This window comes from Enterobacter sp. PL_is511 (assembly GCF_055816065.1).
Map to the genome: position 1 here is coordinate 1,537,240 of NZ_JBVPGP010000024.1, position 22,336 is coordinate 1,559,575.

Genomic DNA, 22,336 nt, shown 5'->3' on the forward strand with positions numbered 1-22,336 from the left:
TTCTGCCCACGAGAAATGGGCAGAAACAGAAAGAGGAGCGTTATTTTTCCAGCTGCATCAGCTGGCGTTCGTGAACCTTAAAGAATGGACGATAAAGCATCCATGCGTTGAAAAAGGCAAACAGGCACATACACATATTCTTCCAGCTACCGTTGGCCGACCATGCTGCACCCAGCGGTGAGGGCATTGACCATGGCAGCATTGCAACGGCCCTGTCGAGGATACCCATTTGCGTCAAATACCAGGCTATACAGGCATTTATCAACGGAACAAAAACAAAGGGCAGTAAAAAAACCGGGTTCATGATGACGGGGAAGCCAAACAATATTGGCTCATTAATGTTGAACAGAGAAGGCAAAAGACCAATCTTTCCCACACTCTTCAACTGCCTTGAGCGGCTTCGCATTGCCATAAACACCAGTGGCAACGTTGAGCCGATACCGCCAATCAACAGATAAAAATCCCAGAACCCCTGGAGATAAATATGGGGTAGCACAGCCTCCCCAGCAGCCAGGGCTCGCTGATTTTCAAACAGATAGGTGAGCCAGAACGGGTTCATGATACCCGTTATGATCAGGGCACCGTGTATACCAACAAACCATAAAAGATTACACAGAAACAAGGAGATAAGCACCGCCGTAAGAGTATCCGACGCCACGATAAGTGGACGTAATGCTTCCCCAATCAGTTGCGGCAAAATTTGTCCGGTCGTGTGCAGCATCACGGCATTCATCACGCTGATGGAGAGCATAATCACCAGCAGCGGCATCAGCAGCTGGAAGCCATTTCGTGTCATCACCGGCACCTCCTCCGGCAAACGAATACACCATCCTCTCTTATAAAAAAGCCTTATTATTTCAATCGAATATGCGCTTGAAATGAGGGCAGTAAAGAGCCCCATCCCTCCCAGAAACACATTCGTCGCACCATTATCCCGAAAGCCGATAAACAGCAGAAAGGCGAGACATCCGGTGAGCCCGCACAGCCGTTCCGGTAATTGATATTGCTTGGCAAGGCTGGCACTTGCACCGAATGCAACAATCAGCGCCACCAGGCCGAGCGTCAGTTCAAAGGTTGGTAACAGCATCGGACGCAGCAGCAGATAAAAAGATCCCAATCTCGAGGCGCTTGAAATGGCGAACGGTGGAAACAGCATTGGCACCATCAGACTTCCCACGATGACAAAAGGCATCGCAAGAGTAAAACCGTCCCGCATCGCTGTAATGTGTTGATTCTTAGTGATTATATTCGCTACTGGTGTGAGGCGTTGCTCTATCAAATCCACAGCAACATTCATCAAATGAATGTTCATAACTCGACCTTAGTAGTTCGTGAATAGCAGGGATGATCGCGCACATTCATACAAAGTGAAAGGTGCTCTCAAGTGATCGTGGTCACAATTACCTTATCCATAAACGGAAAGCGCTTTCCGTTTTGTTCCGTGGTGACTATATTCCAGCCATAAATTCAAAGGAGACGTTATGAAAAAAATCATGTTGTGTTGTTCTGCCGGAATGTCTACCAGCCTGCTGGTGAAAAAAATGGTCGATGAAGCGCACAAGCGTGGCCTGGAAGCAGAAATCAAAGCGTATGGCGTTGCCGAATTTGCCGAGCAGGTTGGTCACTACCAGGTGGTATTGCTTGGACCACAGGTGAAGTACATGCAAAGCGATCTTCAGAAACAAGCCGATAAATACGGGATCCGCGTTGAGCCAATCAACATGATGGATTACGGCATGCAAAAAGGGGGTGCCGTTCTCGATTTCGCCCTCTCCCTGATAGATAACAAATAACGAAGGGAAAACCTATGAGCTCTCTGTACGCAAAACTAATTCAGATTATCGAAAAGAAAATTACTCCGATGGCGGGCGCCGTCGGCCAGCAAAAATATGTCACCTCCATTCGCGACGGCTTCATTACCGCTCTGCCGTTCATGATCGTGGGTTCTTTTATGCTGGTGTTTATCTTCCCCCCCTTCTCGCCCGACACGTCCTGGGGCTTCGCCCGGGCATGGCTGCAATTCTCGCTTGAGCATCGTGAAGCCCTCATGCTGCCCTTTAACTTCAGCATGGGAATTATGACAATCTTTATTTCCGTCGGGATTGCCGCAAGTCTGGCCAAACACCACGATCTCGACGCACTTACCGCCGGGATGCTTTCATTAATGGCCTTTTTGCTTGTCGCTGCGCCATTGAAGGACGGGCAGATTTCAACGGCCTACTTCTCCGGTCAGGGGATCTTTACAGCCATTCTGGTGGCTATTTACTCCACGGAACTTTACGCCTTCCTGAAGCGACATAATATTACCATCCGCCTGCCGCCGGAGGTCCCAACCGGCGTAGCGCGCTCGTTTGAGATCCTCATCCCGGTACTGGCAATCGTCATCACGCTGCATCCGCTGAACCTGTTTATTGAAGCGCAACTGGGGATGATCATTCCCGAAGCGATTATGTCGCTGGTGAAACCGCTGGTTGCCGCGTCAGATACGCTCCCCGCAGTGCTCCTCTCGGTGCTTGTGTGCCAGGTGCTCTGGTTTGCAGGTATCCATGGTGCGCTGATCGTCACCGGTATTATGAACCCTTTCTGGATGGCAAACCTGTCCGTAAACCAGGCGGCAATCGCCGCGGGTGAAGCTATCCCGCATATTTACGTTCAGGGTTTCTGGGACCATTACCTGCTAATTGGTGGTGTTGGCTCGACGCTGCCGCTGGCCTTCCTTTTGCTGCGCAGCAAAGCCATCCATTTGCGGACTATTGGGCGAATGGGCGTGGTACCAGGGGTGTTTAACATTAACGAACCCATTCTGTTTGGTGCGCCCATCATTATGAATCCTCTGTTTTTCCTGCCGTTTGTGCTGGTCCCGATGGTCAATGCCACCTTTGCATGGTTTGCACTGGATCTCGATTTAGTCAGCCGTGTGGTATCGATGACGCCATGGACAACACCTGCACCCATTGGCGCATCATGGGCAGCCAACTGGAGCTTCAGCCCTGTGATCCTGTGCCTGATATGCATGGTGACATCTGCCGTCATGTACTTCCCCTTCCTGAAGGCCTACGAAAAACAGCTTCTGGAACAAGAGCATGAAAACGCGGTTGAACATGCAGAAGATGCGGCTCAATCCGCCTGAAAGTAGAACATAGAGGAAAAAAAACATGGAATTAGAAGAACAAGTTATGGGCATCATCATTAACGCGGGTCAGTCGCGCAGCCTTTGTTATGAAGCCCTCGGCTGCGCAAAGCAAGGTGATTTTGAAGCCGCAGATCAACTAATGAAAGAGGCGACTCATTTTGCCCGCGAAGCGCACCTTGTTCAAACCCAGCTCATTGAAGCTGATGAAGGCGAAGGGAAAACCAAAATGACGCTGGTGATGGTGCATGCGCAGGACCACCTGATGACCTCCATTCTGGCCAAGGAGCTGGTAACCGAACTTATTCACATTTACCGTACACGCCCGCACCAGGCATAACGACAGCAGAGAGGCCGCGGCCTCTCTTATGACAGAGGATTGTATGCATTATCTTGGACTGGATATCGGTGGCACAAAAATGGAAGCTGTATTGCTTTCAGCTCAAGGCGATTATCTCTGGCGTAAGCGCCAGCCGACTCAGAAAGAAAGTTACGCTGAATTTATGCTGCATCTGGTGAGCCTTATTGATGATGCCCGCGCGGCTAGCCCGGAACCCTTCACCGTAGGGGTCGGTCTGCCTGGCGCAATTGACCCGCAAACGGGGCTCATCAAAAATTGCAATTGCCTGGTTCTTAATGGCCACGATCTCAAAGCCGATCTTGCCTCACGTATCCAGCAGCCAGTGTGGATTGCCAATGACGCTGATTGTTTTACTCTCTCTGAAGCGGTAGATGGCGCTGGTGCAAAGGCTGACACCGTATTTGGTGTGATTATCGGTACGGGGTGTGGCGGCGGGATCGCCGTGCGCCGGCATTTGTTACAAGGTCCAAACGCCATTGCCGGCGAATGGGGGCACAACCCGCTTCCGGGGTACGCACCAGCTATTGACGGCCCCGCTCAGCCCTGCTACTGCGGCAAGCACAACTGTATTGAATCCTTTATTTCCGGTACCGGTTTTGCCCGTCGTTTCCCGGGAAACCTGACCTCTCAGGAAATTATCTGCTCTGCAGAACAGGGAGAACCGAAGGCACGCGAACACTGGCGGCATTTTATTGATGCATTTGCCCGTAGCCTGGCGTCAGTCATCAATATTCTGGATCCCCAGGTCATTGTGTTAGGAGGAGGATTGTCGAATGTCAGCAGAATCTATGATGACCTGCCTGTCGCGATTCTTCCTTATCTCTTTTCTGAAACCTGCCATACGCGCATTGTTCCGGCGCGCTTTGGCGACGCCAGTGGCGTACGTGGCGCAGCCTGGCTTCCCCGGCTGAGCGCGAACGAAGCATGAGTGTCATGACCGGCGACGGGACGATTCTTCGGGAGGGTTATGTTAAGATGATAAAAACTCACCACGCAGAAAACGCCATGCCTACGATTGATGATGTATCTCGATTAGCAAATGTTTCCAGAGCAACTGTTTCCCGCGTGCTGACGGGAACCCGAGGTGTTCGCGAAGAGAGCCGTGAGGCGGTATTACGGGCCGTTGAAGAACTCAACTACCGCCCCAGCTTTGCCGCGCAAAACCTGGCGAGTCAGTCATCAAGCCATATCGGTGTGGTGCTTTCCTCACGTGATGAAAGCAGTGGCGCGCGAATTCTTCCCGCGCTTGCGCGCGCAATGAAAGTGCTGAACAAAACGCTGATCGTCGAGTATGTGGATAATGACGTCGAACATGCAGCTTCGGTAGATGATTTACAACGGCAATGCGCCGCCGTTGTGGTGTTCGGACCAGTTGTACCGGGCAGTGGCGATAATGTGATTTCTTTCGACCGACCCGTGGTGGATGCGAAAAGTCAGGGCTACGATTTCGCATTTGCTACGGAGAGCGCCTGCCGCTACATGATAGGTAAAGGCCATCGCAACATCGCGCTGGTTATCGATAACGAGACGGATGACGCAAGCAAGCGAATTGTTGAAGGTTATCGCAACGTGTTGCAGAACTACTCATTTCCGTTTAATCGCCAGTTGGTATTAACAGCCAATGAGAATGTCGAACGCGCGCTGTTGACGCTTATTAATAGTCTGAGCAAGTTCTCTTCCATCGTAGTTAAGCGTGATGCTTATGCTGCAGAGGCCATGCGCCTGTTCCGAGAATTTAATATTGCCGTGCCTCAGGAGGTATCCCTCCTCAGTCTTGAGGATTCACCGTTGGCCACGCAGTTATACCCGCAACTGACCTGCATTTCCTGGCCAATGGAACCCCTCCTGCACCAGTGCGTACAGCGCATTAAAAGCATCGTTGAGGGTCGTCCGCTTCGCGAAACGGAACTGCCACCGATAATTGGTAAGCTTACGCCTCGCCAGTCGGTGCTGGAAATGAGTTAAATATTTTTCAGGAGTGAAGATATGAATGCAGTCCAGCTTTTGTGTTCTCTGGCATTGATTTTGGTCGCATCTTTTCGCATTTTTGCGCAGGAACCAGAGCTCCCGCTCAAGGAACAGGTCAATACAGATGAAGGTACAATCTGTGTTTATGAACGCGGGGAACACCGTGAAAAAATTGTTATTCCTGTTGGTCAGCCGTGCCTGAAAACCTCACCCAATAATAATTAATGATGTCAGTGTGTGGGCGCTGTCCTTGTATGTAAAATCTACTGACGATTACGCCCATCTGTGAAAAAAACTCATAACACCATTCGATGGCGCATGCTGGTTCCCTTCATGTCAGTGCAATACCCTGTCACATACAGAATTGCTGGCAATAAAAGAAGGAACACAGAATGAAGTATGTGAATCTGGGTCGTAGCGGTTTGCAAGTCTCCCGTCTTTGTCTCGGTTGTATGAGCTATGGCGAACCTGAACGTTTGCCTCAACCCTGGTCCCTAGATGAAAAGGCGTCACGCCCGCTCATTCGTCAGGCGCTTGAAGCGGGCATTAATTTTTTTGATACCGCGAATATCTACTCGGGCGGAAGTTCTGAAGAGATCACTGGAAAAGCGCTGAGAGAAATGGCCAGACGCGATGAGATTGTTGTGGCGACAAAGACCTTCTTTCCGTGGCGCAACTCACCCAATACCGGGTTTCTTTCCCGCAAAGCCATTTTTCAGTCTATTGACGATAGCCTGATGCGCTTAGGCATGGATTACGTGGATCTCTTTCAGATTCACCGCTTTGACCACTCCACGCCTGTTGAAGAGACCATGGAGGCTCTGCATGACCTCGTTAAATCAGGAAAAGTACGTTACATCGGCGCATCATCTATGGAAGCCTGGCGCTTTGCAAAAATGCAGCATACGGCAGAGCGTAACGGCTGGACCCGATTTATTACGATGCAACCGCAATACAACCTGCTTTACCGGGAAGAAGAGCGCGAGATGCTGCCCCTGTGTGAAGACCAGGGCGTGGGTGTGATCCCCTGGAGTCCGATGGCACGCGGCAGGCTCACGCGCGACTGGAGTGTCACGTCCCGACGAACGCAAAACGATGCCTTTGCGTTAAAAATGTATGAGAACGCAGCCCTTCTGGATAAGCCCGTTATTGATGTTGTTGCCAGCATTGCTGAAAAGCACCATGTGCCAAGAGCCCATGTTGCAATTGCCTGGTTGCTATCAAAAACGGTCATCACAGCCCCGATCATCGGCGCGACGAAACCAGAACATCTTTCCACGGCTATCAGCGCACTGGACTTTTCACTTAGCGATGCCGAAATCATGGAACTCGAGGCACACTATCTGCCGCATCCCGTCGACGGGATCATTCCCCCACTTCCGGATACGCCACCTTCACTCACGCCGCCTTCAGCAATACAGGACTGTTAATGCCCTACCCTGGCCCGGCGTTGCCGGGTCCCCCAGGCCACTCATGCCCGGTCATTGATGTGAAAAGGGAAGCGGTGCCGGCGCGAATGCGCCCGATCGAAAAATCATCGCTCCACCAGGTTCGGCCCCGCTGTTGGTGACAATGAACAACTCGTGATGTCCGGGTCGGATAGCCAGGCTTGTCGATTTAAGGTTACGACCTTTGGCGCGGTCAGGCAGCACAATTTGCCCAATCGGCAGTCCGTTGCGGTTGAAGACCATGACGCGCCCCTGGCCTGAGATGGCCACATATACATTGCCTTCGCTGTCGACACGGGCCCCATCTGGAGCCGGCCCGGTGAACTGATAGGTAACAACCGAACCAAAGGGGGCAATCGTGGTGGCGTCTGACAATCTTACGCGATGAAGCCTGTTTTTAGCGTGTTCTGTGGCCCATATCTGAGAGCCGGCGGAGTCAATCGCTATGCCGTTCCCGACCGCGAGTCCAGGCAGGATGGTATGAATTGACCCGACGTTGGGACTAACGTAGAACACCCCACCCTGTGGATCGGCTGAATTTCCCCGGCTGTCAGTAAAATAAAATCCGCCCTGATTATCAAAGACCAGGTCGTTGACAAGAAATCCAGCATCAGGAGCAACAACCATCTGCTCACCGGTGCCGTCGGGTTCGATAGCCCGGACTGAACCTCGCTGCATATCGCCCACCGACGCGATAAAGATCCGTCCATCTTTGTGTACAGCCAGGCCGGAAGCACCGAGTGTATTATCCTTAAGGACAATGGAAAGCTGCCGCTCCGGGGTGAGCTTAAACACGCGCCCCGTCGCCGCATCAACAAACAGCAGGTTATTGTTCCGATCGAACACCGCCCCTTCGAGCACGAGAGACGCCTCTGAAACGCTGAAGTACGGCTGGGCCTCCACGGTCTGAAGAGAACGCTCGCAGGGCGGTATGGGGACGGCACTGCGCGTAAGCGCGTTATGATTTAGTCCATTCATGTGGTTTATCCCCGGCAATAGCACTGAGGGAGACTTTACCTGCAGTCTCCCTGTAACAGCAGGTATTAATTTTTATCAAACTGACTTTCGGTAAACGGATCGGCGCGACCGCCCTGCAATGGGATTTTGGCAAGCGCCGCATCGATTTCGCGTAGCTCTCTGTCCGTCAACCGGACTTGCGGTGCACCGCTATTTTCTATCAGGTGCGGATATTGCGTCGTACCCGGGATGGGGACTATCCATGGCCGCTGAGCCATCACCCAGGCCAGCGCGAACTGAACCGGAGTGGTGTTTTTGCGGCGGGCCCACGATTGCGCAAATTCAAGCAGTACCATGTTTTTGGCCAGGGCATCGGGCTGGAAGCGTGGCAGGTTATGCCGCCGATCTGTGCTGTCGAACCGCTGGCTTGGATTGACTGCCCCGGCAAGGAAACTCCGGGCGGTCGGGCAGTATGGTACAAAGCCGATACCCAGCTCTTCGAGCGTTGGAAATATCCGCGTCTCCGGTTCACGCCACCACATGGCATACTCACTCTGTACTGCAGTCACAGGGAGTACCGCATGTGCGCGGCGGATTGTCCTGGCACTCGCTTCCGACAATCCCCAGTGTTTCACTTTACCCTCCTGGATCAACGCCTTCACGGTTTCCGCCACATCCTCAATCGGCACATTCGGATCGGGGCGATGCTGATAAAGCAGATCGATGTGGTCCGTTTTCAGACGCTTCAGCGAGCCCTCTACGGCGCGGCGGATATGGTCAGGATGGCTGTTAAGGGAGGTTGGCTTCCCCTCCTCCACGCCGAAACCGAACTTAGTGGCAATCACCACACGATCGCGAACAGGGGCCAGTGCTTCCCCGACAAATTCTTCACTGAGATGGGGGCCATACACCTCGGCAGTATCAAAGAACGTGATGCCTTGTTCGAAGGCGGCCCGGATGAGCGAAACCATGGCTTTACGATCGCGCGGACCACCGCCGTAATACCCCACCATAGGCAGACACCCGAGTCCCATGCTTGAAACCTCCAGCGAGCCGAGTTTACGTGTGGTTAAGGTCTCCTTCTGGACGGGAACAGCATCCGAAGAGGCGCTCGACGTGTCCTGACCAGCCGGGTTCGCCATCACTGCTCCGCTCCTGCCAAGGGTAGTAGCGGCCAACGCCAGACCGGCGCCGGCGATCAGAAAATTGCGACGTTCCCGGGAAGCGGGTACGGAAGCAGAATGCTGGTCATGCATCATCTTGCTCATAAACTGGAACTCCCTATAGCGTAGAAAGGATTCATTAATTTGGTCATTACCAGGCATAAGCCTGGGGCGCTTCTCCCCCGGGTCCGGGCCAGATTTCGTCGAGACAGCTCATGGTGTCGTCTGATAGCGTGATTGTCGTTGCGTGAAGCGCCTCCCGGAGTTGTTCCGCCGTACGAGGCCCGATAAGTGGAGCAGTAACGACAGGATTCTGCAGGAGCCACGCAAGCGCCACATCGGAAGGGGTTTCGCCGAGGTCCTCACATAATCCTTCGTAGGCTTCCAGCTGCGGACGATACTGTTCGATTAAACGGGCAAACGCGGGCCTCGCACGGCGCCCGCTTGCCATCTTTTTCAGTACGCCGCCAAGCAACCCTCCGGCAAGCGGGCTCCAGGGAATCAGTCCCAGGCCAAAATGACGGCATGCGGGAATGACCTCCAGCTCAACAGTTCGGGCAGTCAGATTGTAGAGACTTTGCTCAGCAACCAGGCCCAGGGAATGACGGGCCGTGGCCACTGACTGCGCAGTCGCAATGTCCCAGCCTGCGAAATTGCTGCTACCGATATAAAGCACTTTTCCCTGCTGAACAAGGAGCTCCATGGCCTGCCAGACCTCTTCCCATGGTGTATAACGATCGATGTGATGCATCTGATAGACGTCAATATGGTCGGTCTTAAGCCGTCGCAAACTATCCTCGCAGGCCTTGCGAATATGGTAAGCAGAAAGACGGCGATCGTTCGGACCCGGTCCCATAGGCTGATAGGCTTTCGTCGCCAGAACGATACGGTTACGGCGGCCACCCTGCTGGAGCCAGCGACCAATAATCTCTTCAGACAGCCCCGACCCTTGCTGGATATCGGGTGATTGCTCGGTGCCATACACGTCTGCTGTATCAATGAAATTGATACCCGCCTCAAGCGCTTCATCCAGAATGCGGGCGCTGGTTTTCTCGTCGGTGACGTCACCAAAATTCATGGTTCCGAGACAAAGGCGGCTGACTTTCAGGCCGGTGCGGCCAAGATGCGTATAGTTCATACACGGCTCCGTTAGGTGAATGTTCCGCCCTGACCGACGGCCAGAGCGCATAATTTTCAAGAATAACGAAGCACAACGTGTTCAGTGAGAGGCGATGAGTGGATGGACTTGTGAAATAAATTCAGCAACGGATTAGCGCTAATCGGTCTATGGTGTATATCATTTCCGTATCAACGCATTCGGGCCTTAACGCACAAGGAAAACGATTCTGTATGCAAATAAGCAGAGCTGATGTCGCCGATCTCATTTATTTCATGGCTATTGCACGTCATCGCAGTTTCAGCCGTGCGGCGATTGAATTAGGTGTCAGTGCATCAGCGCTTAGTCATGCCCTGAAGGGACTGGAAACCCGGCTCGGGGTTCGCCTCCTTAATCGCACGACCAAGAGCGTTACCCCTACGGCTGCAGGTGAAGAACTGGTTCAGTCTGTCCTTCAGCCTTTCGACAAGATAGGAGGCGCGCTTGAATCGCTTAACCGGTATCGTAATACCCCTACCGGACGTATCCGCATCAATGCTGCCGTTGAAGCGGCCAATCTTTTGCTTGCGCCGGTCATGCCCGCGTTTATGGATCGCTACCCCGATATTGAAATCGATATTGTGGCCAGCAACCGTATGGTTGACGTCACTGATGCGGGCTTCGATGCAGGTATCCGCTATGGTGGCACCGTTCCGGAAGACATGGTTGCCCGACGTTTATCTGCCGATATTCGCTGGGTTATCGCGGCATCCCCCGGTTACCTGGAACGCTACGGAACGCCTGAACATCCGGATGATTTATTGCACCATCGCTGTATAAGCAATCGTCTCGGCGACGATCGGATTTATCGCTGGGAACTTGAGCGAGACGGCGAAACGTACCAAATCACTGTGCCAGGCTCTGTGACGGTCAATCAGGCTGAAACGGGCCTTGTGGCCGTCTTAGGTGGAGCCGGCCTGATGTATTTTCCGGAGCCTCTTGTTGCCCCCTATGTGAAAGATGGACGGCTCCGCCTGGTGCTTACGGAATGGTCCCCGCTGGAGGAAGGTTTTCATATCTATTATTCAAGCCGCCGGCAATTGCCGACCGGGCTTCGCCTTCTGATTGAGTTCATACAGGAGGCCAGGCCGCTGGGGTTGTGAAATAGCGCCTCCATACTGAACGAGGCGTTATCGTCTTTATCGTCCCGTAGCGGATATCAGAAAATCAATCAGGGCCTTCACTCTTTTCGTTTTGCCCGCGTTTTTGGGGTAATAGAGATACACTGGCGGGTAGGTTTTCCAGTGGCTCTCCATCACGGGTATAAAGCGCTCCCTGTCCGGCTGTAACTGCAAGATGGGTTCAAACAAACGTCCGATTCCCAGGCCGTTACGGATCCCGTCTGCCATAACGTCAATATCGTTGCTGATTAACTGCCCCGGCATCTCAACCGTCAACTGCTCTCCGCGATCGTTCAGAATCAACGGAAGGATGCGGTTGTTAGTAATAAAACGGTAGCCAATGAGCTTGTGTTGACTGAGGTCAGCCGGCACCTCGGGCATTCCATGCTCGCTGATATAAGCTGAGGATGCATATAACCCTTCACGAAAGGGTTTCATTAACGGCCGCGCCACCACCCCACCTTCGAGGATATCGCCAAAACGGATCCCAAGATCAAAACGCTCTTCGATAACATTCACGGTACCGTCGTAAACCGAAATTTCAAGCTGTATACCCGGATATTGCTGACAGAATTTCGCCATTGCAGGCTTAAGAATTAACAGATAGGCAAAACGCGAGAGCGTGATTCGCACGATACCAGAGGGCTCCTGATTCTGGTCGCGAATGCTTTCAAGCGAATGTTCCAGCGACTCCACCGCCGCAGCGGTCTGTTCCAGCAACAGCTGCCCGGTTTCCGTCAGCTCAATACGGCGGGTCGTACGCACAAAAAGCGGATGGCCAATATGATCTTCCAGCAGCTTAAGCGCATTGCTGACGGAGGGAGGCGTAATTTCCAGTTTTCTTGCGGCTGCCGAAATATTGCCCTCACGTGCAATGCTCTGAAAGATGCGTATCTGGTTATACAGGGCGTTATTCATAATGTGTTCCTAAAGCAATCTCCGCCTGATTATTAAGTACAGTCTAAAGATGCTTAAGTCAATGCTCCTCTAATCTTCGTGAAATTCGCCTCTTATACTTTTATCTCTTTCTACAACGACCTGAGTTCAGGAGACTATGATGCGAATTTTATGTCTGGATATCCCCGCACCTGGAGCATCGCTGGAAAAATATGCTCCACACCTTAACGCTGAAGCGCTACACGCCTGGGGATTGTATAAATCCGGCTTCATCCGCGACATCTACTTCCGTCAGGACAGACCTGGCGTCGCTATTTTTCTTGAATGTGACTCTGTCGATGAAGCGATGAACGTAATGGCCGAATTCCCGCTGGCAAAAGCTGGCTTATTAAGCTTTGAGTGCATTCCGCTTGGCTCCTTTATTAACTGGGAAAATCTCTTTGCCGCTGAATTTAAAAATAAATAGTGAGGCCCGATATGAAACCTGCAGATAAACCCGTGCTGTGTGTCGTTTCCAGTCATCCGATTAAAGGCGCATCCGGTGTACCAACCGGTTTTTTCCTGGCCGAGCTGACGCATCCGCTGAAAGTACTGGAAGATGCCGGACTAAAAACGATGATAGCCAGCATTCGCGGGGGACAGCCGCCGGTGGATGGATTTGACCTCAGTGATCCTGTCAACGCCTGGTACTGGAACGAAACCGATTTTCAGCAGCGCCTGGCAACAACACCAGCGTTATCCGAGCTGAACGGTACCGATTACAGCGCCGTTTTCTTTGCGGGCGGCCATGGAACCATGTGGGATTTCCGCGACAGCCAGGATGCCCAGCGTATTATCCGCGAAGTATATGAAAGTGATGGGATTGTCTCAGCCGTCTGCCACGGACCTGCGGCACTGGTTGACGCAAAGCTCAGCAGCGGCGAATACCTGGTGAAAGGCAAAAACGTGGCGGCCTTTACCAACAAGGAAGAGGAAGAAGTTCACACCACAGATGTGGTTCCCTACCTGCTTGAGACTGCACTTCGCGAGCATGGCGCGCTTCATCATGAAGCCCCGAACTGGTCTGAAAATGTGGTTACTGACGGTCGCCTTATCACGGGGCAGAATCCCGCTTCAGCACACGGTGTCGGTGTGGCGCTGTTAAATGCCCTCCGCCAGTCAGCTTAATCCATTCATCTCTTTTTCACCGTTACTCACCCTCTTTGGCCGGTTTACGTCAGCAATGTTCCGGCCTTTTTACAGGAGCTGAATATGAAAACACTACCTTCCGTCGCGCTGGGCACATGGTCCTGGGGCACAGGTTTCGCCGGTGGCGACACCGTCTTCGGCAATCATCTTTCTGATACTCAGATGGCAGACGTGTTCACCACGGCCATGAGTAAGGGCCTCAATCTCTGGGATACCGCAGCAGTATATGGCATGGGGAGTTCCGAGGCCGCACTGGGAGCATTAGTCCGTCAGTTCCCCCGCGAGGATATGATTTTATCCACCAAATTCACACCGCAGATTGCGAACGAACAGTCAGCGCAGCCTGTCAGCGATATGCTTGAGGCCAGCCTTGGACGTCTGGGTGTGGACGCGATTGATATCTACTGGATCCATAATCCCCTCGACGTTGAGAAATGGACGCCAGGACTGATCCCACTTTTACAAAGCGGTAAGGTCAAACGCGTAGGTGTTTCCAACCACAATCTGGCACAAATCAGACGCGCCAACGAAATCCTTAACGCTTCCGGTTATTCTCTCAGTGCAGTACAAAATCACTACAGCCTGCTCTATCGCGCTTCTGAAGAGGCCGGGATCCTTGATTATTGCCGAAAAAATAACATCACGTTCTTTGCTTACATGGTCCTGGAGCAAGGCGCGCTCAGTGGTCGTTATGATTCAAATCATCCCATGCCTGCCGGGAGTGGCCGGGCCGAAAGTTATAACGCTGTACTGCCGCAGATTGAAAGATTAACCGCCGCCATGAAAAAAATGGGAGCCGAAAGGAATGCCAGCGTTGCACAGATAGCCATCGCATGGGCTATTGCAAAAGGTACCCTTCCCCTCGTTGGTGCGACTAAAGCCCATCACGTGCTGGACGCCGCCTGCGCCTCAGACATCCAGTTACGCGATGAGGAAATCATCCTGCTGGAACAACTCGCCGCAGAGACCAGAGTGGATACACGAGGCGCCTGGGAAAAACCGATGGTGTAAAGCCCATCCGGAACAGACTGTCATGAATCACATTCACGTATGGACAGTTCCGGGCGATCCTAATCTGTATCACTTTTACTGCTTTGTATGAAGGGTGAGAATATGAAAATCATTTGCCTTGAAGAACATTATCTCGACAGCGAGTTAGGGCGAGCGTGTATGCCTGTTGCGCTTGAGCAGGCGCCTTTCCTTGGCGACTGGGGGAAAACCGTCGCTGATGGTCATAATCCTGACCGAAGCCGGCCGCAGATAGAAAAGAATGCGCTGATAAACGCGAAAGGCGCTGATTTGGGAAGCCGCCGCCTCAGGGATATGGATGAGGCTGGAATTACCCTTCAGATCCTTTCTGTGGGCGGATTCCCCCAGCTGGCACCTAAGGATGAAGCGGTAACATTAAATACGGCGGCAAACGACCGCCTTGCCGGGGCGGTAAGAAATCATCCGGATCGCTTCGCGGCATTTGCCACTCTTCCCTGGGCACAGCCGGAAGAGGCTGAAAAAGAGCTTGTCCGCGCAGTTGAAGAACTGGGGTTTAAGGGGGCACTTCTGAATGGCCGACCCTCTTCATGCTTTCTCGATAATCCTGACTATGACTCCCTGCTTTCCCGCTTTAATAAACTGAATGTGCCACTCTATCTTCATCCCGGATTACCGTTTAAAAGCGTGCAACAGGCCTACTTCACGGGCTTCAGCGCAGAGGTCAACGCCCGGCTCTCTATGTTTGGCTGGGGCTGGCATCACGAAGCCGGGATCCATTTGTTACGGCTGATGTTATCGGGCGTATTTGATAAATATCCCCACTTGCAGGTAATCAGTGGCCACTGGGGGGAGATGCTGCCCTTCTGGCTGCAGCGTCTTGATGACAGCCTTCCACTGGCTGCAACGGGTCTGTCACGCACGCTAACGAGAACCTTCCAGGAGCACGTTTACGTTACCCCGTCAGGTATGCTGTCGCTGCCGCACTTCCAGTTTATCTACGCGTTAATGGGGGCAGAAAGGATCCTGTTCTCCGTCGATTATCCCTATCAGACCCTGGACGGTGTAAAAACCTTTATCGACAGTCTGCCCGTCAACAAGGCTGAAAAAGAGGCCATCGCATTTCGCAATGCAGAACGTTTACTGGGCATCACGGCGTAGTTCACGGGTTCGTGATGACCGGTACAATGAGAACAGTCGACCATTATTAGTTTTTGTCTAAAAGTGAATGAGTCTTTACTGCTCTAAAAAAAATAATGGTGTCACTCTATACTGGGTTAAACATTCACCAAATATATTTAACTCATTGAAATGAAAAATATCCTTATTGTTTCAGGCCATCCTGAGCTTACCCATTCCGTCGCCAATGCCACGATCCTTGATGAAGTGGCGACCGCCCTTCCCGATGCTGAAATTCGTCGTCTGGACTGGCTCTATCCGGACGGCAAATTCAATATCGCTGCGGAGCAGGAAAGCCTGCTCAGGGCCGATGTGATTGTCTGGCAGTTTCCTTTTTCCTGGTATGGGCTGCCCGGGTTAATGAAACAATGGCTGGACGAGGTCTTTGTCCACGGTTTCGCGCATGGCTCAACGGCGAAACTGGGCGGTAAAAAGCTGATCCTCTCCTTCACTACAGGGGCGCCACAGGCTCTCTATACCGCTGACGGTTTCTTTGGCCATGCCATTGAAGAGTATCTTATTCCGTTCGAGACCACGGCAAGGCTGTGCAATCTTGAGCTGCTGGCGCCGGTTTATACCTGCGGTATTAGCTACGCCGACCGGGATGCCGACAAAATCGCGCAGCAAAAAACGCTTGCCCGGGAGCACGCTTCAAGGCTTGTCGACCTGCTCAATACCGTCGTGAATAATCCAGAGGGAGAATAACGATGCAGTATACCCGGCTCGGTAAAAGTGACTTACTTGTCTCCCGCATCTGCATGGGGTGTATGGGGTTTGGCGACCCGTTAACGGGCCAGCATAGCTGGACGCTGGACGAAACAGCAAGCCGCGACATTATCCGCTACGGTCTCGAAAAGGGTATCAATTTTTACGATACCGCTATCGCCTATCAGAACGGCTCCAGCGAGCGGTACGTTGGCCGGGCGCTACGGGAGATGGCGAAACGCGATGACGTCGTGCTGGCCACCAAGTTTCTGCCGCGAACACCCGCGCAAATTTCCGAAGGTATCAGCGCAAAGCAGGCGATAGCCCGCTCGCTTGACCAGAGCCTGCAGAATCTGGGGATGGACTACATAGACCTCTACATCTACCACATCTGGGATTACAACACGCCCGTTATCGAGGTGCTTGAAGCGCTGCATGCCGCCGTTACTGCTGGCAAGGTGCGCGCTATTGGTATTTCAAACTGCTATGCCTGGCAGCTGGCGAAGGCGAACGCCCTTGCCGAACGTGAAGGGCTGACGCCTTTTGTCTCTGTGCAAAGCCACTACAACCTGATTATGCGTGAAGATGAACGAGAGCTCTTCGGTCTGTGCGCTGAAGATGATATCGCAATGACGCCCTATAGCGCGCTCGCCAGCGGCCGTCTCGCCCGGAAAGAAGGCCACACGCGGCGAGCCACCGAGGATGCCTATGCCCGCGGAAAATATGACAGCACGGCTGAACAGGATCGGATCATTATCGAGCGCGTCGCCGAGCTTGCCGAACGACATCAGGTGTCCATGACGGAAATCTCACTCGCCTGGCTGCTGACAAAAGTCGCGTCACCTGTCGTAGGGGCCACAAAAAAAGATCACGTCGATGGCGCGGTAAACGCAGTAAATCTTCAACTGAGCCCGGAGGAAATCCGGTTTCTGGAAGAAACCTACCAGCCGCATGTTCTGACGGGGATCATGGCGCAAAACACGCCGCAAACGAAAGACGTTAAGCAGGTCTGGACGCGGTAGTCCTTATTCACTTTCATGAAAGGAGGAAGGATGACTTTTAAGACAGCGGTAGCCTTTCTGTTCGCGCTCTCTGGGCTATCTTCAGCACTGGCGGCAACGCCTGCTTATTATATCGCAGAGTTTCAGGCGACCGACCGTGAAGCGATAAAACCGTACAGCGCTCAGGTTGAGTCAACTTTCAGGCCCTTTGGTGGACGCTTCATCGTCAGAGGAGGTGAACCCGATATTAAAGAAGGGTTCGGAGCACAGGGCCGACTGGTTGTTATTAAGTTTGAGAGTCTCAAAAAAGCCCAGGACTGGTATAACTCGGCCGCGTACCAGAAGATCATTCCTATCCGACACCGTGCCGGTAATTCGCGAACCTATATCGTAGAAGGATTGCCGGAACTGGCTCCTGTTACACCATAGAGCTTTACTACCTTATTAAGACAAAGGAGGTTTTATGATGTGGTTACGTCAGCGCAGAGCAGCAGCATTGTTTTTGTTTGCATTTATCTTCCTCATGCCCGTCAGGCATGCACATAGTCGTGAAAAGACCGACATTAAAACGCTCGCTATCGTCTCTCACCCTTATCCAGAACGCTCAGTTCTGACAAAAGGGTTGCAGGAAGCCGCTGAGAGTCTGGAAGGCGTGACGGTTCGCAACCTTGAGACCTTGTATGGTTATGACACACGTCAGATTAACGGCGATGCAGAGCGAAAAATGATGCGTGAGCACAGCCGTGTCGTTTTTATCTTCCCGACACACTGGTTCAATATTACGCCGATGATGAAGGCCTGGCTGAATGAAACCTGGGGAAGTGTCGGACCCGGTCTGTGGCAGGGAAAGGAGATGCTTGTTGTCAGTACGGCTGCGGGGGGCAGCTCCACTTACGGGCCGGACGGCAAGATCGGGGTATCGCTTGCGGATGTGTTTTTACCGATGAAGGCAAGCGCCCTGCACGCAGGTATGACGTGGCTTCCTCCCCTCGTCTTTGAGAGCGCCAGCAGCGATCGGTTACCTTCTTACCAACACCAACTTATAGAACGTCTTAAACAGTAATTTCAATAAAAGGATCATCGTGAAAAAGAGCCTTATTCTTTTAATTTGCATGCTAATAAGCAGCCCTGTCTTTGCAACAAAACCGGACGCGCCGAATAAGCCAGTGATGAATATCTTCGAGCTCGGCGTCAGGCCCGATCGGGACAACGACTTTGCAGACGTGGCCAGGCAGACGATTTCCGCTTCGGTTGATCATGAAGCAGGTACGCTGGCGATGTATGCCCTGCAACGCAGCGACAATCCAGGTCAGGCATTCATGGTCGAACTCTATGAAAACGAGAGTGCTTACCGCAAACATCTGAATGCCGAACCATACAAGGCATTCGCTGCCCGGGCACCTGACATTATCGATCGGAAAAATAAAATCACTCTGGAGCCCCAATTTCTGGGGGACAAACACATCATACCGAATGAGCGAACCATTAATAATCTGGTGATCGTCGAGGTAAAGCCTGAATTTCAGACCGAATTTAAAAACATCGTCCTGCCTGAAATGGCTGAGTCGCTCAAAGTAGAGAAAGGCGTGCTAGCTATGTATGCCGCTACAGACTCACAGACTCCGAACCGCTGGTATTTCTATGAGATTTACGCCAGTGAGGAAGCGTATCAACTGCACCGACAAACGCCACACTTCCGTGACTATCTCAGGCAAACGGCGCATATGAGCGTCAGTAAGGACGCTATCCCGGTAAAACCGGTATTTCTTCGTAACAAAGGCGGAATCAAACAGGATCCGCACCGTTGACCAGTGAGGATTGACATGAAAAGCGTAATTGCAGCGGCGGCCATGTCGCTTGTTATTTCTGATTTTGCTAATGCTGAGGAAACAAGAGGTAAAACTATGATGAAAATTGAACCTTCAGCGATTTCTGAAGCTGATATTCGTTCTGTCTCACCGGCTCTTGCGCGCTTTGGTCGAGAAGCTATTACTGAAGATCTGTGGACACGCGATGCCCTCTCGCCTAGGGATCGTAGTATGGTGACCGTCTCCATGCTAATTGCCAGAAACCAGCCTGGCGACCTTAAGCACTATATAGACATTGCCCTTGATAATGGCGTTACGCCAGCGGAATTGTCAGAAATCATTACCCATCTGGCGTTCTACTCAGGTTGGCCAAATGCAATGTCAGCCGTCAGCGTGACCAAAGCAGTATTTGAAACTCGTGGCGTCACGGCAGATGCACTTCCTGAAGCTTCTCCGGACCTGCTTCCTCTCAATCAGGAAGCAGAAAAGCAGCGTTCAGAGACAGTGGAAAAAAATGTTGGCCCAATATCTCCGGGCCTGGTTAAATTCACTGCAGATCCACTGTTCCTGGATCTCTGGCAAAGACCCGCGCTGAAACCCCGCGACAGAAGCCTGATTACGGTCAGCGCGTTAATCGCATCCGGACAGAGCGCGCAGATTGGCTATCACCTCAATAGAGCAATGGATAATGGACTTTCTGTTGAGGAAGCTGGTGAGATCGTTACCCAGGCCGCCTTCTATGCTGGCTGGCCAAACGCATTTACCGCTGCTCCGGTTGTGGGAGAGGTGCTAAACAATCGATCATCGAGTAAAAGGTAACATTACTGAACACTAAAACCTGACGCACATCACAAAATTAGAACGAACAGTTCATGAACCAACTGACGTGACATCGAGTGATTTATGGACAGCGTTTAACACAGTTATGAACCAAAACTGAGTTCATAACTGTGAGTTTGAATCGCCATTTGATTAATATCCATTTAAAACAGTTTGTTATACTGTTTCTGGTGCTGTCGTAAATTATGTATATTCCTCAAACCCAGAATAGTTAAATTAAGTTGATTATTAACTTATGCTGTTTTGTACCACCCACCTTCAACCAACGGTGCTGACGCTATACCTGTTCTAAAAGGCTTTTCTGCCCGGCGGTTGCCGGGCAGCTCTTCGCCTGTCATGCACTCGACTTCAGTTCATTTGCGGGAACAGTATTAAAAGGCAGCGGCCCTAACTGCATCACGCTTCCCGCCTGCTCGCCTAGCTGTTGCCACTGGCGTTTCATCGCGCTCAGCCTCAGTGCCAGATACCCTTTTGAACTCTGCTGCAGGTCGGCCAGCGTTTGCTGGTAGCTATCAGCAACGGTCTGCCATCCGTTGACCAGCAGCTTAGCGGCATCAATGGCAGACTGAGAAAGTCTTTCACTGGCCGTCAACTGGTTATAAACCGTGTCAAAAACAGCCACTTCCAATTCAAGCCCGACGAGATTGGTCAACGTTGTGCTGTACTCTTTTTGCGCTTTGACGATATCGGCAGAGCTTATGGTCATCGCCAGCGTTCCGCCCGCGACCAGGGTAATACCTGCAGCCAGAAGCGTTTGCGTTGCCCCACCGGTTTCGATAATTGTTGTGGCCGCAATGACAATCATGCCGATCCCTATAATGTCGCTCACCGCTCCCGCCGAAATCTGCACAATATCTGCATCCATCTGTTTATTCAGATCGTTTAGCTTCTGCCGAAGTGCCGATATTTCCCCTTTATCACCGGTAATTTGCGTCTGCACGGTTTCTTTAGCCTCTTTAAATGTGCTCTGACTGCTGTTGATCCCATTCACATAAACCTGGACGTTATCGACAAACACCCCCGTGGAAGTGACGTTTTTCTGAGCAAGAAAAAGCAGCTGCTGGATGCCCTGCTGGATATAAGGAAGCTGGCTTTTATCCCCCATGTCATATTTTTGTGCCGCCGGAAGAAGTGCATCGACATAAGCCCCCACCTGATTCGAAAAATTACGCACATTCACCAGAGAAGAAATGGCCGCCGGATTAATCGAGGACAACCATTCCTGCGCCTGATCGCGCGCAATAGCCTGCTGTGCAGGAAGATCAGGTAAAATATCTAAATGAATGTTGGGTTGACATAATACAGTGCTCGCATAAGTCTGTTGAGCAATCGATGAAGCACCAATGCCCTGAATACCTGTCATTAAGGTATTGGTTGATGATGATTCAGTATCATTTTTCACAGCTGCAATGGCTTGCATGATCATAATGAAAACCTCAAAGTCGTTAATTGGTTTTTGCCTTACTGCAATTGCTCAACGGTGCGCATCACTTCCTGCCAGTTCGCCTGCACGGTATTAACCGAGACGATAAGAAAATCCGCAGTCACCTGTTGTTGGGTGACCTCCGACAGCTCGGCCGTCACGGTTTGCCAACCATATTGAAGAGATTGTGTCAGGCCACACAAAATAGCGGTTCCTTTGGTCAATGCGTTCAGTGCATCACTGGTGGCGCCGAGCTGTCCTATTTCCTGATAAAGCCTCTCCGTTTCCTGTTGCGCCTGGCCAATCGCCCGCTCTGTGCTTTGCACATAGCCTGTTAATTCCATAATGGCGGCGCCAATCCCAAGAGTAAAAATGCCGATGATAATTTCCATCCTCTTTTTACTTTCAAGCTCAGCATTCAGCGCATTCAGCTGAGCGTTAAGAGCCTCTAATCTTGCCCGATCGGCAGCTAATAACTGTTGCGCCTTTTGCTGATCGGCTAGCAAGTTCCTTGAGTCCGACGTAATGTTATTATTAAAGGAAATAACAACTTCATTGAAATTATTCAGAGAGGCGGATAGCGGCGCGCTGTCGGAGAGTAATTGCTTAATCTGCCCCTGAGCTTTTGCGAGATACTCCTGTCCGTCAGGACCATTTAATTCAGAACGGATGTTAGCAACCGTAGAATCCAGCGCGTCTCCAAACCTGATAACGTCGGAATACAACGAATCCATTTTCACCACAATGTCAGACAGATAATAATTCGCATGATTGTGGACGGAGACAATATTTTCATTCAGGTCGGAGATCTGCGGTTCGTTAATGGGCGGAAGCTGTTCTAATTGTTGTGCGACCTGCTTCATCTGTTGACGCACATTTTGTTGAGCCGCTAATGCCTGAGTAAAGCTGACTTTTAATGCTGGCATACTCTGAACCTTAGACATGGGTCTTTTATTGGCATCATCGTGAAACGATGCGTCCGGTTTTCTGTTAAAACAATCAGA

At 51.7% G+C, this 22,336-nt stretch carries 25 protein-coding genes; 18 read left to right on the forward strand and 7 right to left on the reverse strand.

Annotated elements, in window-relative coordinates:
- Positions 1–40: 40 nt before the first annotated feature.
- Positions 41–1,312, reverse strand: a complete 1,272-nt coding sequence (locus tag AC0TN7_RS22940; RefSeq protein WP_024908495.1) for a PTS sugar transporter subunit IIC — start codon at positions 1,310–1,312, stop codon at positions 41–43.
- A gap of 169 nt (positions 1,313–1,481) precedes the next feature.
- Between AC0TN7_RS22940 and AC0TN7_RS22945 the strand changes: the two genes are divergently transcribed.
- The 7 genes from AC0TN7_RS22945 to AC0TN7_RS22975 all read left to right on the forward strand — a co-directional run bounded on the left by AC0TN7_RS22945 (position 1,482) and on the right by AC0TN7_RS22975 (position 6,889).
- Positions 1,482–1,793 carry a PTS sugar transporter subunit IIB gene (locus tag AC0TN7_RS22945; protein WP_015366647.1) on the forward strand — a complete coding sequence of 104 codons (312 nt, stop codon included), beginning with the start codon at positions 1,482–1,484 and terminating at the stop codon, positions 1,791–1,793.
- Positions 1,794–1,807: 14 nt separating this feature from the next.
- Positions 1,808–3,130 carry a PTS sugar transporter subunit IIC gene (locus AC0TN7_RS22950; protein WP_024908496.1) on the forward strand — a complete coding sequence of 441 codons (1,323 nt, stop codon included), beginning with the start codon at positions 1,808–1,810 and terminating at the stop codon, positions 3,128–3,130.
- A gap of 25 nt (positions 3,131–3,155) precedes the next feature.
- Positions 3,156–3,470, forward strand: a complete 315-nt coding sequence (locus AC0TN7_RS22955; RefSeq protein WP_024908497.1) for a PTS lactose/cellobiose transporter subunit IIA — start codon at positions 3,156–3,158, stop codon at positions 3,468–3,470.
- Positions 3,471–3,513: 43 nt separating this feature from the next.
- Positions 3,514–4,419, forward strand: coding sequence for an ROK family protein (locus AC0TN7_RS22960; protein ID WP_024908498.1), 906 nt, complete (start codon positions 3,514–3,516; stop codon positions 4,417–4,419).
- A 77-nt stretch (positions 4,420–4,496) separates the two neighbouring features.
- On the forward strand, positions 4,497–5,456 hold the full coding sequence (locus AC0TN7_RS22965; protein WP_024908499.1) for a LacI family DNA-binding transcriptional regulator: 960 nt from the start codon (positions 4,497–4,499) through the stop codon (positions 5,454–5,456).
- A gap of 21 nt (positions 5,457–5,477) precedes the next feature.
- Positions 5,478–5,684, forward strand: coding sequence for a hypothetical protein (locus AC0TN7_RS22970; protein WP_024908500.1), 207 nt, complete (start codon positions 5,478–5,480; stop codon positions 5,682–5,684).
- 167 nt (positions 5,685–5,851) lie between these two features.
- A complete protein-coding gene (locus AC0TN7_RS22975; RefSeq protein ID WP_024908501.1) occupies positions 5,852–6,889 on the forward strand; it encodes an aldo/keto reductase in 1,038 nt (345 codons plus the stop codon).
- A gap of 51 nt (positions 6,890–6,940) precedes the next feature.
- Here AC0TN7_RS22975 and AC0TN7_RS22980 read toward each other — a convergent pair whose 3' ends face one another.
- From AC0TN7_RS22980 to AC0TN7_RS22990, 3 genes are all read right to left on the reverse strand, one after another.
- Positions 6,941–7,885 (reverse strand): SMP-30/gluconolactonase/LRE family protein, encoded by a 945-nt coding sequence (locus tag AC0TN7_RS22980; RefSeq protein WP_024908502.1) that lies wholly within the window; start codon positions 7,883–7,885, stop codon positions 6,941–6,943.
- 65 nt (positions 7,886–7,950) lie between these two features.
- Positions 7,951–9,132 carry an aldo/keto reductase gene (locus AC0TN7_RS22985; protein WP_024908503.1) on the reverse strand — a complete coding sequence of 394 codons (1,182 nt, stop codon included), beginning with the start codon at positions 9,130–9,132 and terminating at the stop codon, positions 7,951–7,953.
- A 46-nt stretch (positions 9,133–9,178) separates the two neighbouring features.
- Positions 9,179–10,165 (reverse strand): aldo/keto reductase, encoded by a 987-nt coding sequence (locus tag AC0TN7_RS22990; protein ID WP_024908504.1) that lies wholly within the window; start codon positions 10,163–10,165, stop codon positions 9,179–9,181.
- A gap of 212 nt (positions 10,166–10,377) precedes the next feature.
- Here AC0TN7_RS22990 and AC0TN7_RS22995 point away from each other — a divergent pair, with 212 nt between their 5' ends.
- A complete protein-coding gene (locus AC0TN7_RS22995) occupies positions 10,378–11,286 on the forward strand; it encodes a LysR family transcriptional regulator (protein ID WP_050870608.1) in 909 nt (302 codons plus the stop codon).
- 36 nt (positions 11,287–11,322) lie between these two features.
- On the opposite strand, the gene AC0TN7_RS23000 is transcribed toward AC0TN7_RS22995, so the two are convergent.
- Positions 11,323–12,222, reverse strand: coding sequence for a LysR family transcriptional regulator (locus AC0TN7_RS23000; RefSeq protein WP_024908506.1), 900 nt, complete (start codon positions 12,220–12,222; stop codon positions 11,323–11,325).
- 139 nt (positions 12,223–12,361) lie between these two features.
- On the opposite strand from AC0TN7_RS23000, the gene AC0TN7_RS23005 reads away from it, so the two are divergent.
- The 10 genes from AC0TN7_RS23005 (at position 12,362) to AC0TN7_RS23050 (ending at position 19,888) form a co-directional block, all read left to right on the forward strand.
- The gene (locus AC0TN7_RS23005) at positions 12,362–12,667 is read left to right on the forward strand and encodes a hypothetical protein (RefSeq protein WP_045910563.1); all 306 of its coding nucleotides are present in this window, start codon (positions 12,362–12,364) and stop codon (positions 12,665–12,667) included.
- Between the two features lie 11 nt (positions 12,668–12,678).
- Positions 12,679–13,368 carry a type 1 glutamine amidotransferase domain-containing protein gene (locus tag AC0TN7_RS23010; RefSeq protein WP_024908508.1) on the forward strand — a complete coding sequence of 230 codons (690 nt, stop codon included), beginning with the start codon at positions 12,679–12,681 and terminating at the stop codon, positions 13,366–13,368.
- An 84-nt stretch (positions 13,369–13,452) separates the two neighbouring features.
- Positions 13,453–14,400: an aldo/keto reductase gene (locus AC0TN7_RS23015; RefSeq protein WP_024908509.1), complete on the forward strand. Its 948-nt coding sequence runs from the start codon at positions 13,453–13,455 to the stop codon at positions 14,398–14,400.
- A gap of 102 nt (positions 14,401–14,502) precedes the next feature.
- Entirely contained in the window at positions 14,503–15,537 is a 1,035-nt protein-coding gene (locus tag AC0TN7_RS23020; RefSeq protein WP_024908510.1) for an amidohydrolase family protein, read from the forward strand.
- Between the two features lie 150 nt (positions 15,538–15,687).
- Entirely contained in the window at positions 15,688–16,260 is a 573-nt protein-coding gene (locus AC0TN7_RS23025) for an NAD(P)H-dependent oxidoreductase (protein ID WP_061715121.1), read from the forward strand.
- A 2-nt stretch (positions 16,261–16,262) separates the two neighbouring features.
- Positions 16,263–17,282, forward strand: a complete 1,020-nt coding sequence (locus AC0TN7_RS23030) for an aldo/keto reductase (protein WP_061715120.1) — start codon at positions 16,263–16,265, stop codon at positions 17,280–17,282.
- A 30-nt stretch (positions 17,283–17,312) separates the two neighbouring features.
- On the forward strand, positions 17,313–17,690 hold the full coding sequence (locus AC0TN7_RS23035; RefSeq protein ID WP_024908513.1) for a DUF1330 domain-containing protein: 378 nt from the start codon (positions 17,313–17,315) through the stop codon (positions 17,688–17,690).
- Positions 17,691–17,727: 37 nt separating this feature from the next.
- Positions 17,728–18,324, forward strand: a complete 597-nt coding sequence (locus AC0TN7_RS23040; RefSeq protein WP_473702531.1) for an NAD(P)H-dependent oxidoreductase — start codon at positions 17,728–17,730, stop codon at positions 18,322–18,324.
- A 49-nt stretch (positions 18,325–18,373) separates the two neighbouring features.
- Positions 18,374–19,069, forward strand: coding sequence for a putative quinol monooxygenase (locus AC0TN7_RS23045; protein ID WP_061715284.1), 696 nt, complete (start codon positions 18,374–18,376; stop codon positions 19,067–19,069).
- Positions 19,070–19,084: 15 nt separating this feature from the next.
- Positions 19,085–19,888 (forward strand): carboxymuconolactone decarboxylase family protein, encoded by an 804-nt coding sequence (locus tag AC0TN7_RS23050; RefSeq protein ID WP_024908516.1) that lies wholly within the window; start codon positions 19,085–19,087, stop codon positions 19,886–19,888.
- A gap of 355 nt (positions 19,889–20,243) precedes the next feature.
- Here AC0TN7_RS23050 and AC0TN7_RS23055 read toward each other — a convergent pair whose 3' ends face one another.
- Both AC0TN7_RS23055 and AC0TN7_RS23060 read right to left on the reverse strand, forming a co-directional pair.
- The gene (locus AC0TN7_RS23055) at positions 20,244–21,335 is read right to left on the reverse strand and encodes an HBL/NHE enterotoxin family protein (RefSeq protein WP_024908517.1); all 1,092 of its coding nucleotides are present in this window, start codon (positions 21,333–21,335) and stop codon (positions 20,244–20,246) included.
- Between the two features lie 35 nt (positions 21,336–21,370).
- Positions 21,371–22,258, reverse strand: a complete 888-nt coding sequence (locus AC0TN7_RS23060; RefSeq protein ID WP_463726709.1) for an HBL/NHE enterotoxin family protein — start codon at positions 22,256–22,258, stop codon at positions 21,371–21,373.
- Positions 22,259–22,336: the final 78 nt, after the last annotated feature.

Excerpts from the sequence above, each read along its gene's own strand:
- AC0TN7_RS23045 (WP_061715284.1), top strand. The coding sequence starts at position 18,374 with ATGCTAATAAGCAGCCCTGTCTTTGCAACAAAACCGGACGCGCCGAAT.
- AC0TN7_RS22945 (WP_015366647.1), top strand. The coding sequence starts at position 1,482 with ATGAAAAAAATCATGTTGTGTTGTTCTGCCGGAATGTCTACCAGCCTG.
- AC0TN7_RS23055 (WP_024908517.1), bottom strand. The coding sequence starts at position 21,335 with ATGATCATGCAAGCCATTGCAGCTGTGAAAAATGATACTGAATCATCA.
- AC0TN7_RS22995 (WP_050870608.1), top strand. The coding sequence starts at position 10,378 with ATGCAAATAAGCAGAGCTGATGTCGCCGATCTCATTTATTTCATGGCT.
- AC0TN7_RS23030 (WP_061715120.1), top strand. The coding sequence starts at position 16,263 with ATGCAGTATACCCGGCTCGGTAAAAGTGACTTACTTGTCTCCCGCATC.
- AC0TN7_RS23050 (WP_024908516.1), top strand. The coding sequence starts at position 19,085 with ATGAAAAGCGTAATTGCAGCGGCGGCCATGTCGCTTGTTATTTCTGAT.
- AC0TN7_RS23040 (WP_473702531.1), top strand. The coding sequence starts at position 17,728 with ATGTGGTTACGTCAGCGCAGAGCAGCAGCATTGTTTTTGTTTGCATTT.
- AC0TN7_RS22975 (WP_024908501.1), top strand. The coding sequence starts at position 5,852 with ATGAAGTATGTGAATCTGGGTCGTAGCGGTTTGCAAGTCTCCCGTCTT.
- AC0TN7_RS23020 (WP_024908510.1), top strand. The coding sequence starts at position 14,503 with ATGAAAATCATTTGCCTTGAAGAACATTATCTCGACAGCGAGTTAGGG.
- AC0TN7_RS22965 (WP_024908499.1), top strand. The coding sequence starts at position 4,497 with ATGCCTACGATTGATGATGTATCTCGATTAGCAAATGTTTCCAGAGCA.
- AC0TN7_RS22950 (WP_024908496.1), top strand. The coding sequence starts at position 1,808 with ATGAGCTCTCTGTACGCAAAACTAATTCAGATTATCGAAAAGAAAATT.
- AC0TN7_RS23005 (WP_045910563.1), top strand. The coding sequence starts at position 12,362 with ATGCGAATTTTATGTCTGGATATCCCCGCACCTGGAGCATCGCTGGAA.
- AC0TN7_RS23015 (WP_024908509.1), top strand. The coding sequence starts at position 13,453 with ATGAAAACACTACCTTCCGTCGCGCTGGGCACATGGTCCTGGGGCACA.
- AC0TN7_RS22985 (WP_024908503.1), bottom strand. The coding sequence starts at position 9,132 with ATGAGCAAGATGATGCATGACCAGCATTCTGCTTCCGTACCCGCTTCC.
- AC0TN7_RS22990 (WP_024908504.1), bottom strand. The coding sequence starts at position 10,165 with ATGAACTATACGCATCTTGGCCGCACCGGCCTGAAAGTCAGCCGCCTT.
- AC0TN7_RS23010 (WP_024908508.1), top strand. The coding sequence starts at position 12,679 with ATGAAACCTGCAGATAAACCCGTGCTGTGTGTCGTTTCCAGTCATCCG.
- AC0TN7_RS22970 (WP_024908500.1), top strand. The coding sequence starts at position 5,478 with ATGAATGCAGTCCAGCTTTTGTGTTCTCTGGCATTGATTTTGGTCGCA.
- AC0TN7_RS22960 (WP_024908498.1), top strand. The coding sequence starts at position 3,514 with ATGCATTATCTTGGACTGGATATCGGTGGCACAAAAATGGAAGCTGTA.
- AC0TN7_RS23000 (WP_024908506.1), bottom strand. The coding sequence starts at position 12,222 with ATGAATAACGCCCTGTATAACCAGATACGCATCTTTCAGAGCATTGCA.
- AC0TN7_RS22955 (WP_024908497.1), top strand. The coding sequence starts at position 3,156 with ATGGAATTAGAAGAACAAGTTATGGGCATCATCATTAACGCGGGTCAG.
- AC0TN7_RS22940 (WP_024908495.1), bottom strand. The coding sequence starts at position 1,312 with ATGAACATTCATTTGATGAATGTTGCTGTGGATTTGATAGAGCAACGC.
- AC0TN7_RS23035 (WP_024908513.1), top strand. The coding sequence starts at position 17,313 with ATGACTTTTAAGACAGCGGTAGCCTTTCTGTTCGCGCTCTCTGGGCTA.
- AC0TN7_RS22980 (WP_024908502.1), bottom strand. The coding sequence starts at position 7,885 with ATGAATGGACTAAATCATAACGCGCTTACGCGCAGTGCCGTCCCCATA.
- AC0TN7_RS23060 (WP_463726709.1), bottom strand. The coding sequence starts at position 22,258 with ATGCCAGCATTAAAAGTCAGCTTTACTCAGGCATTAGCGGCTCAACAA.
- AC0TN7_RS23025 (WP_061715121.1), top strand. The coding sequence starts at position 15,688 with ATGAAAAATATCCTTATTGTTTCAGGCCATCCTGAGCTTACCCATTCC.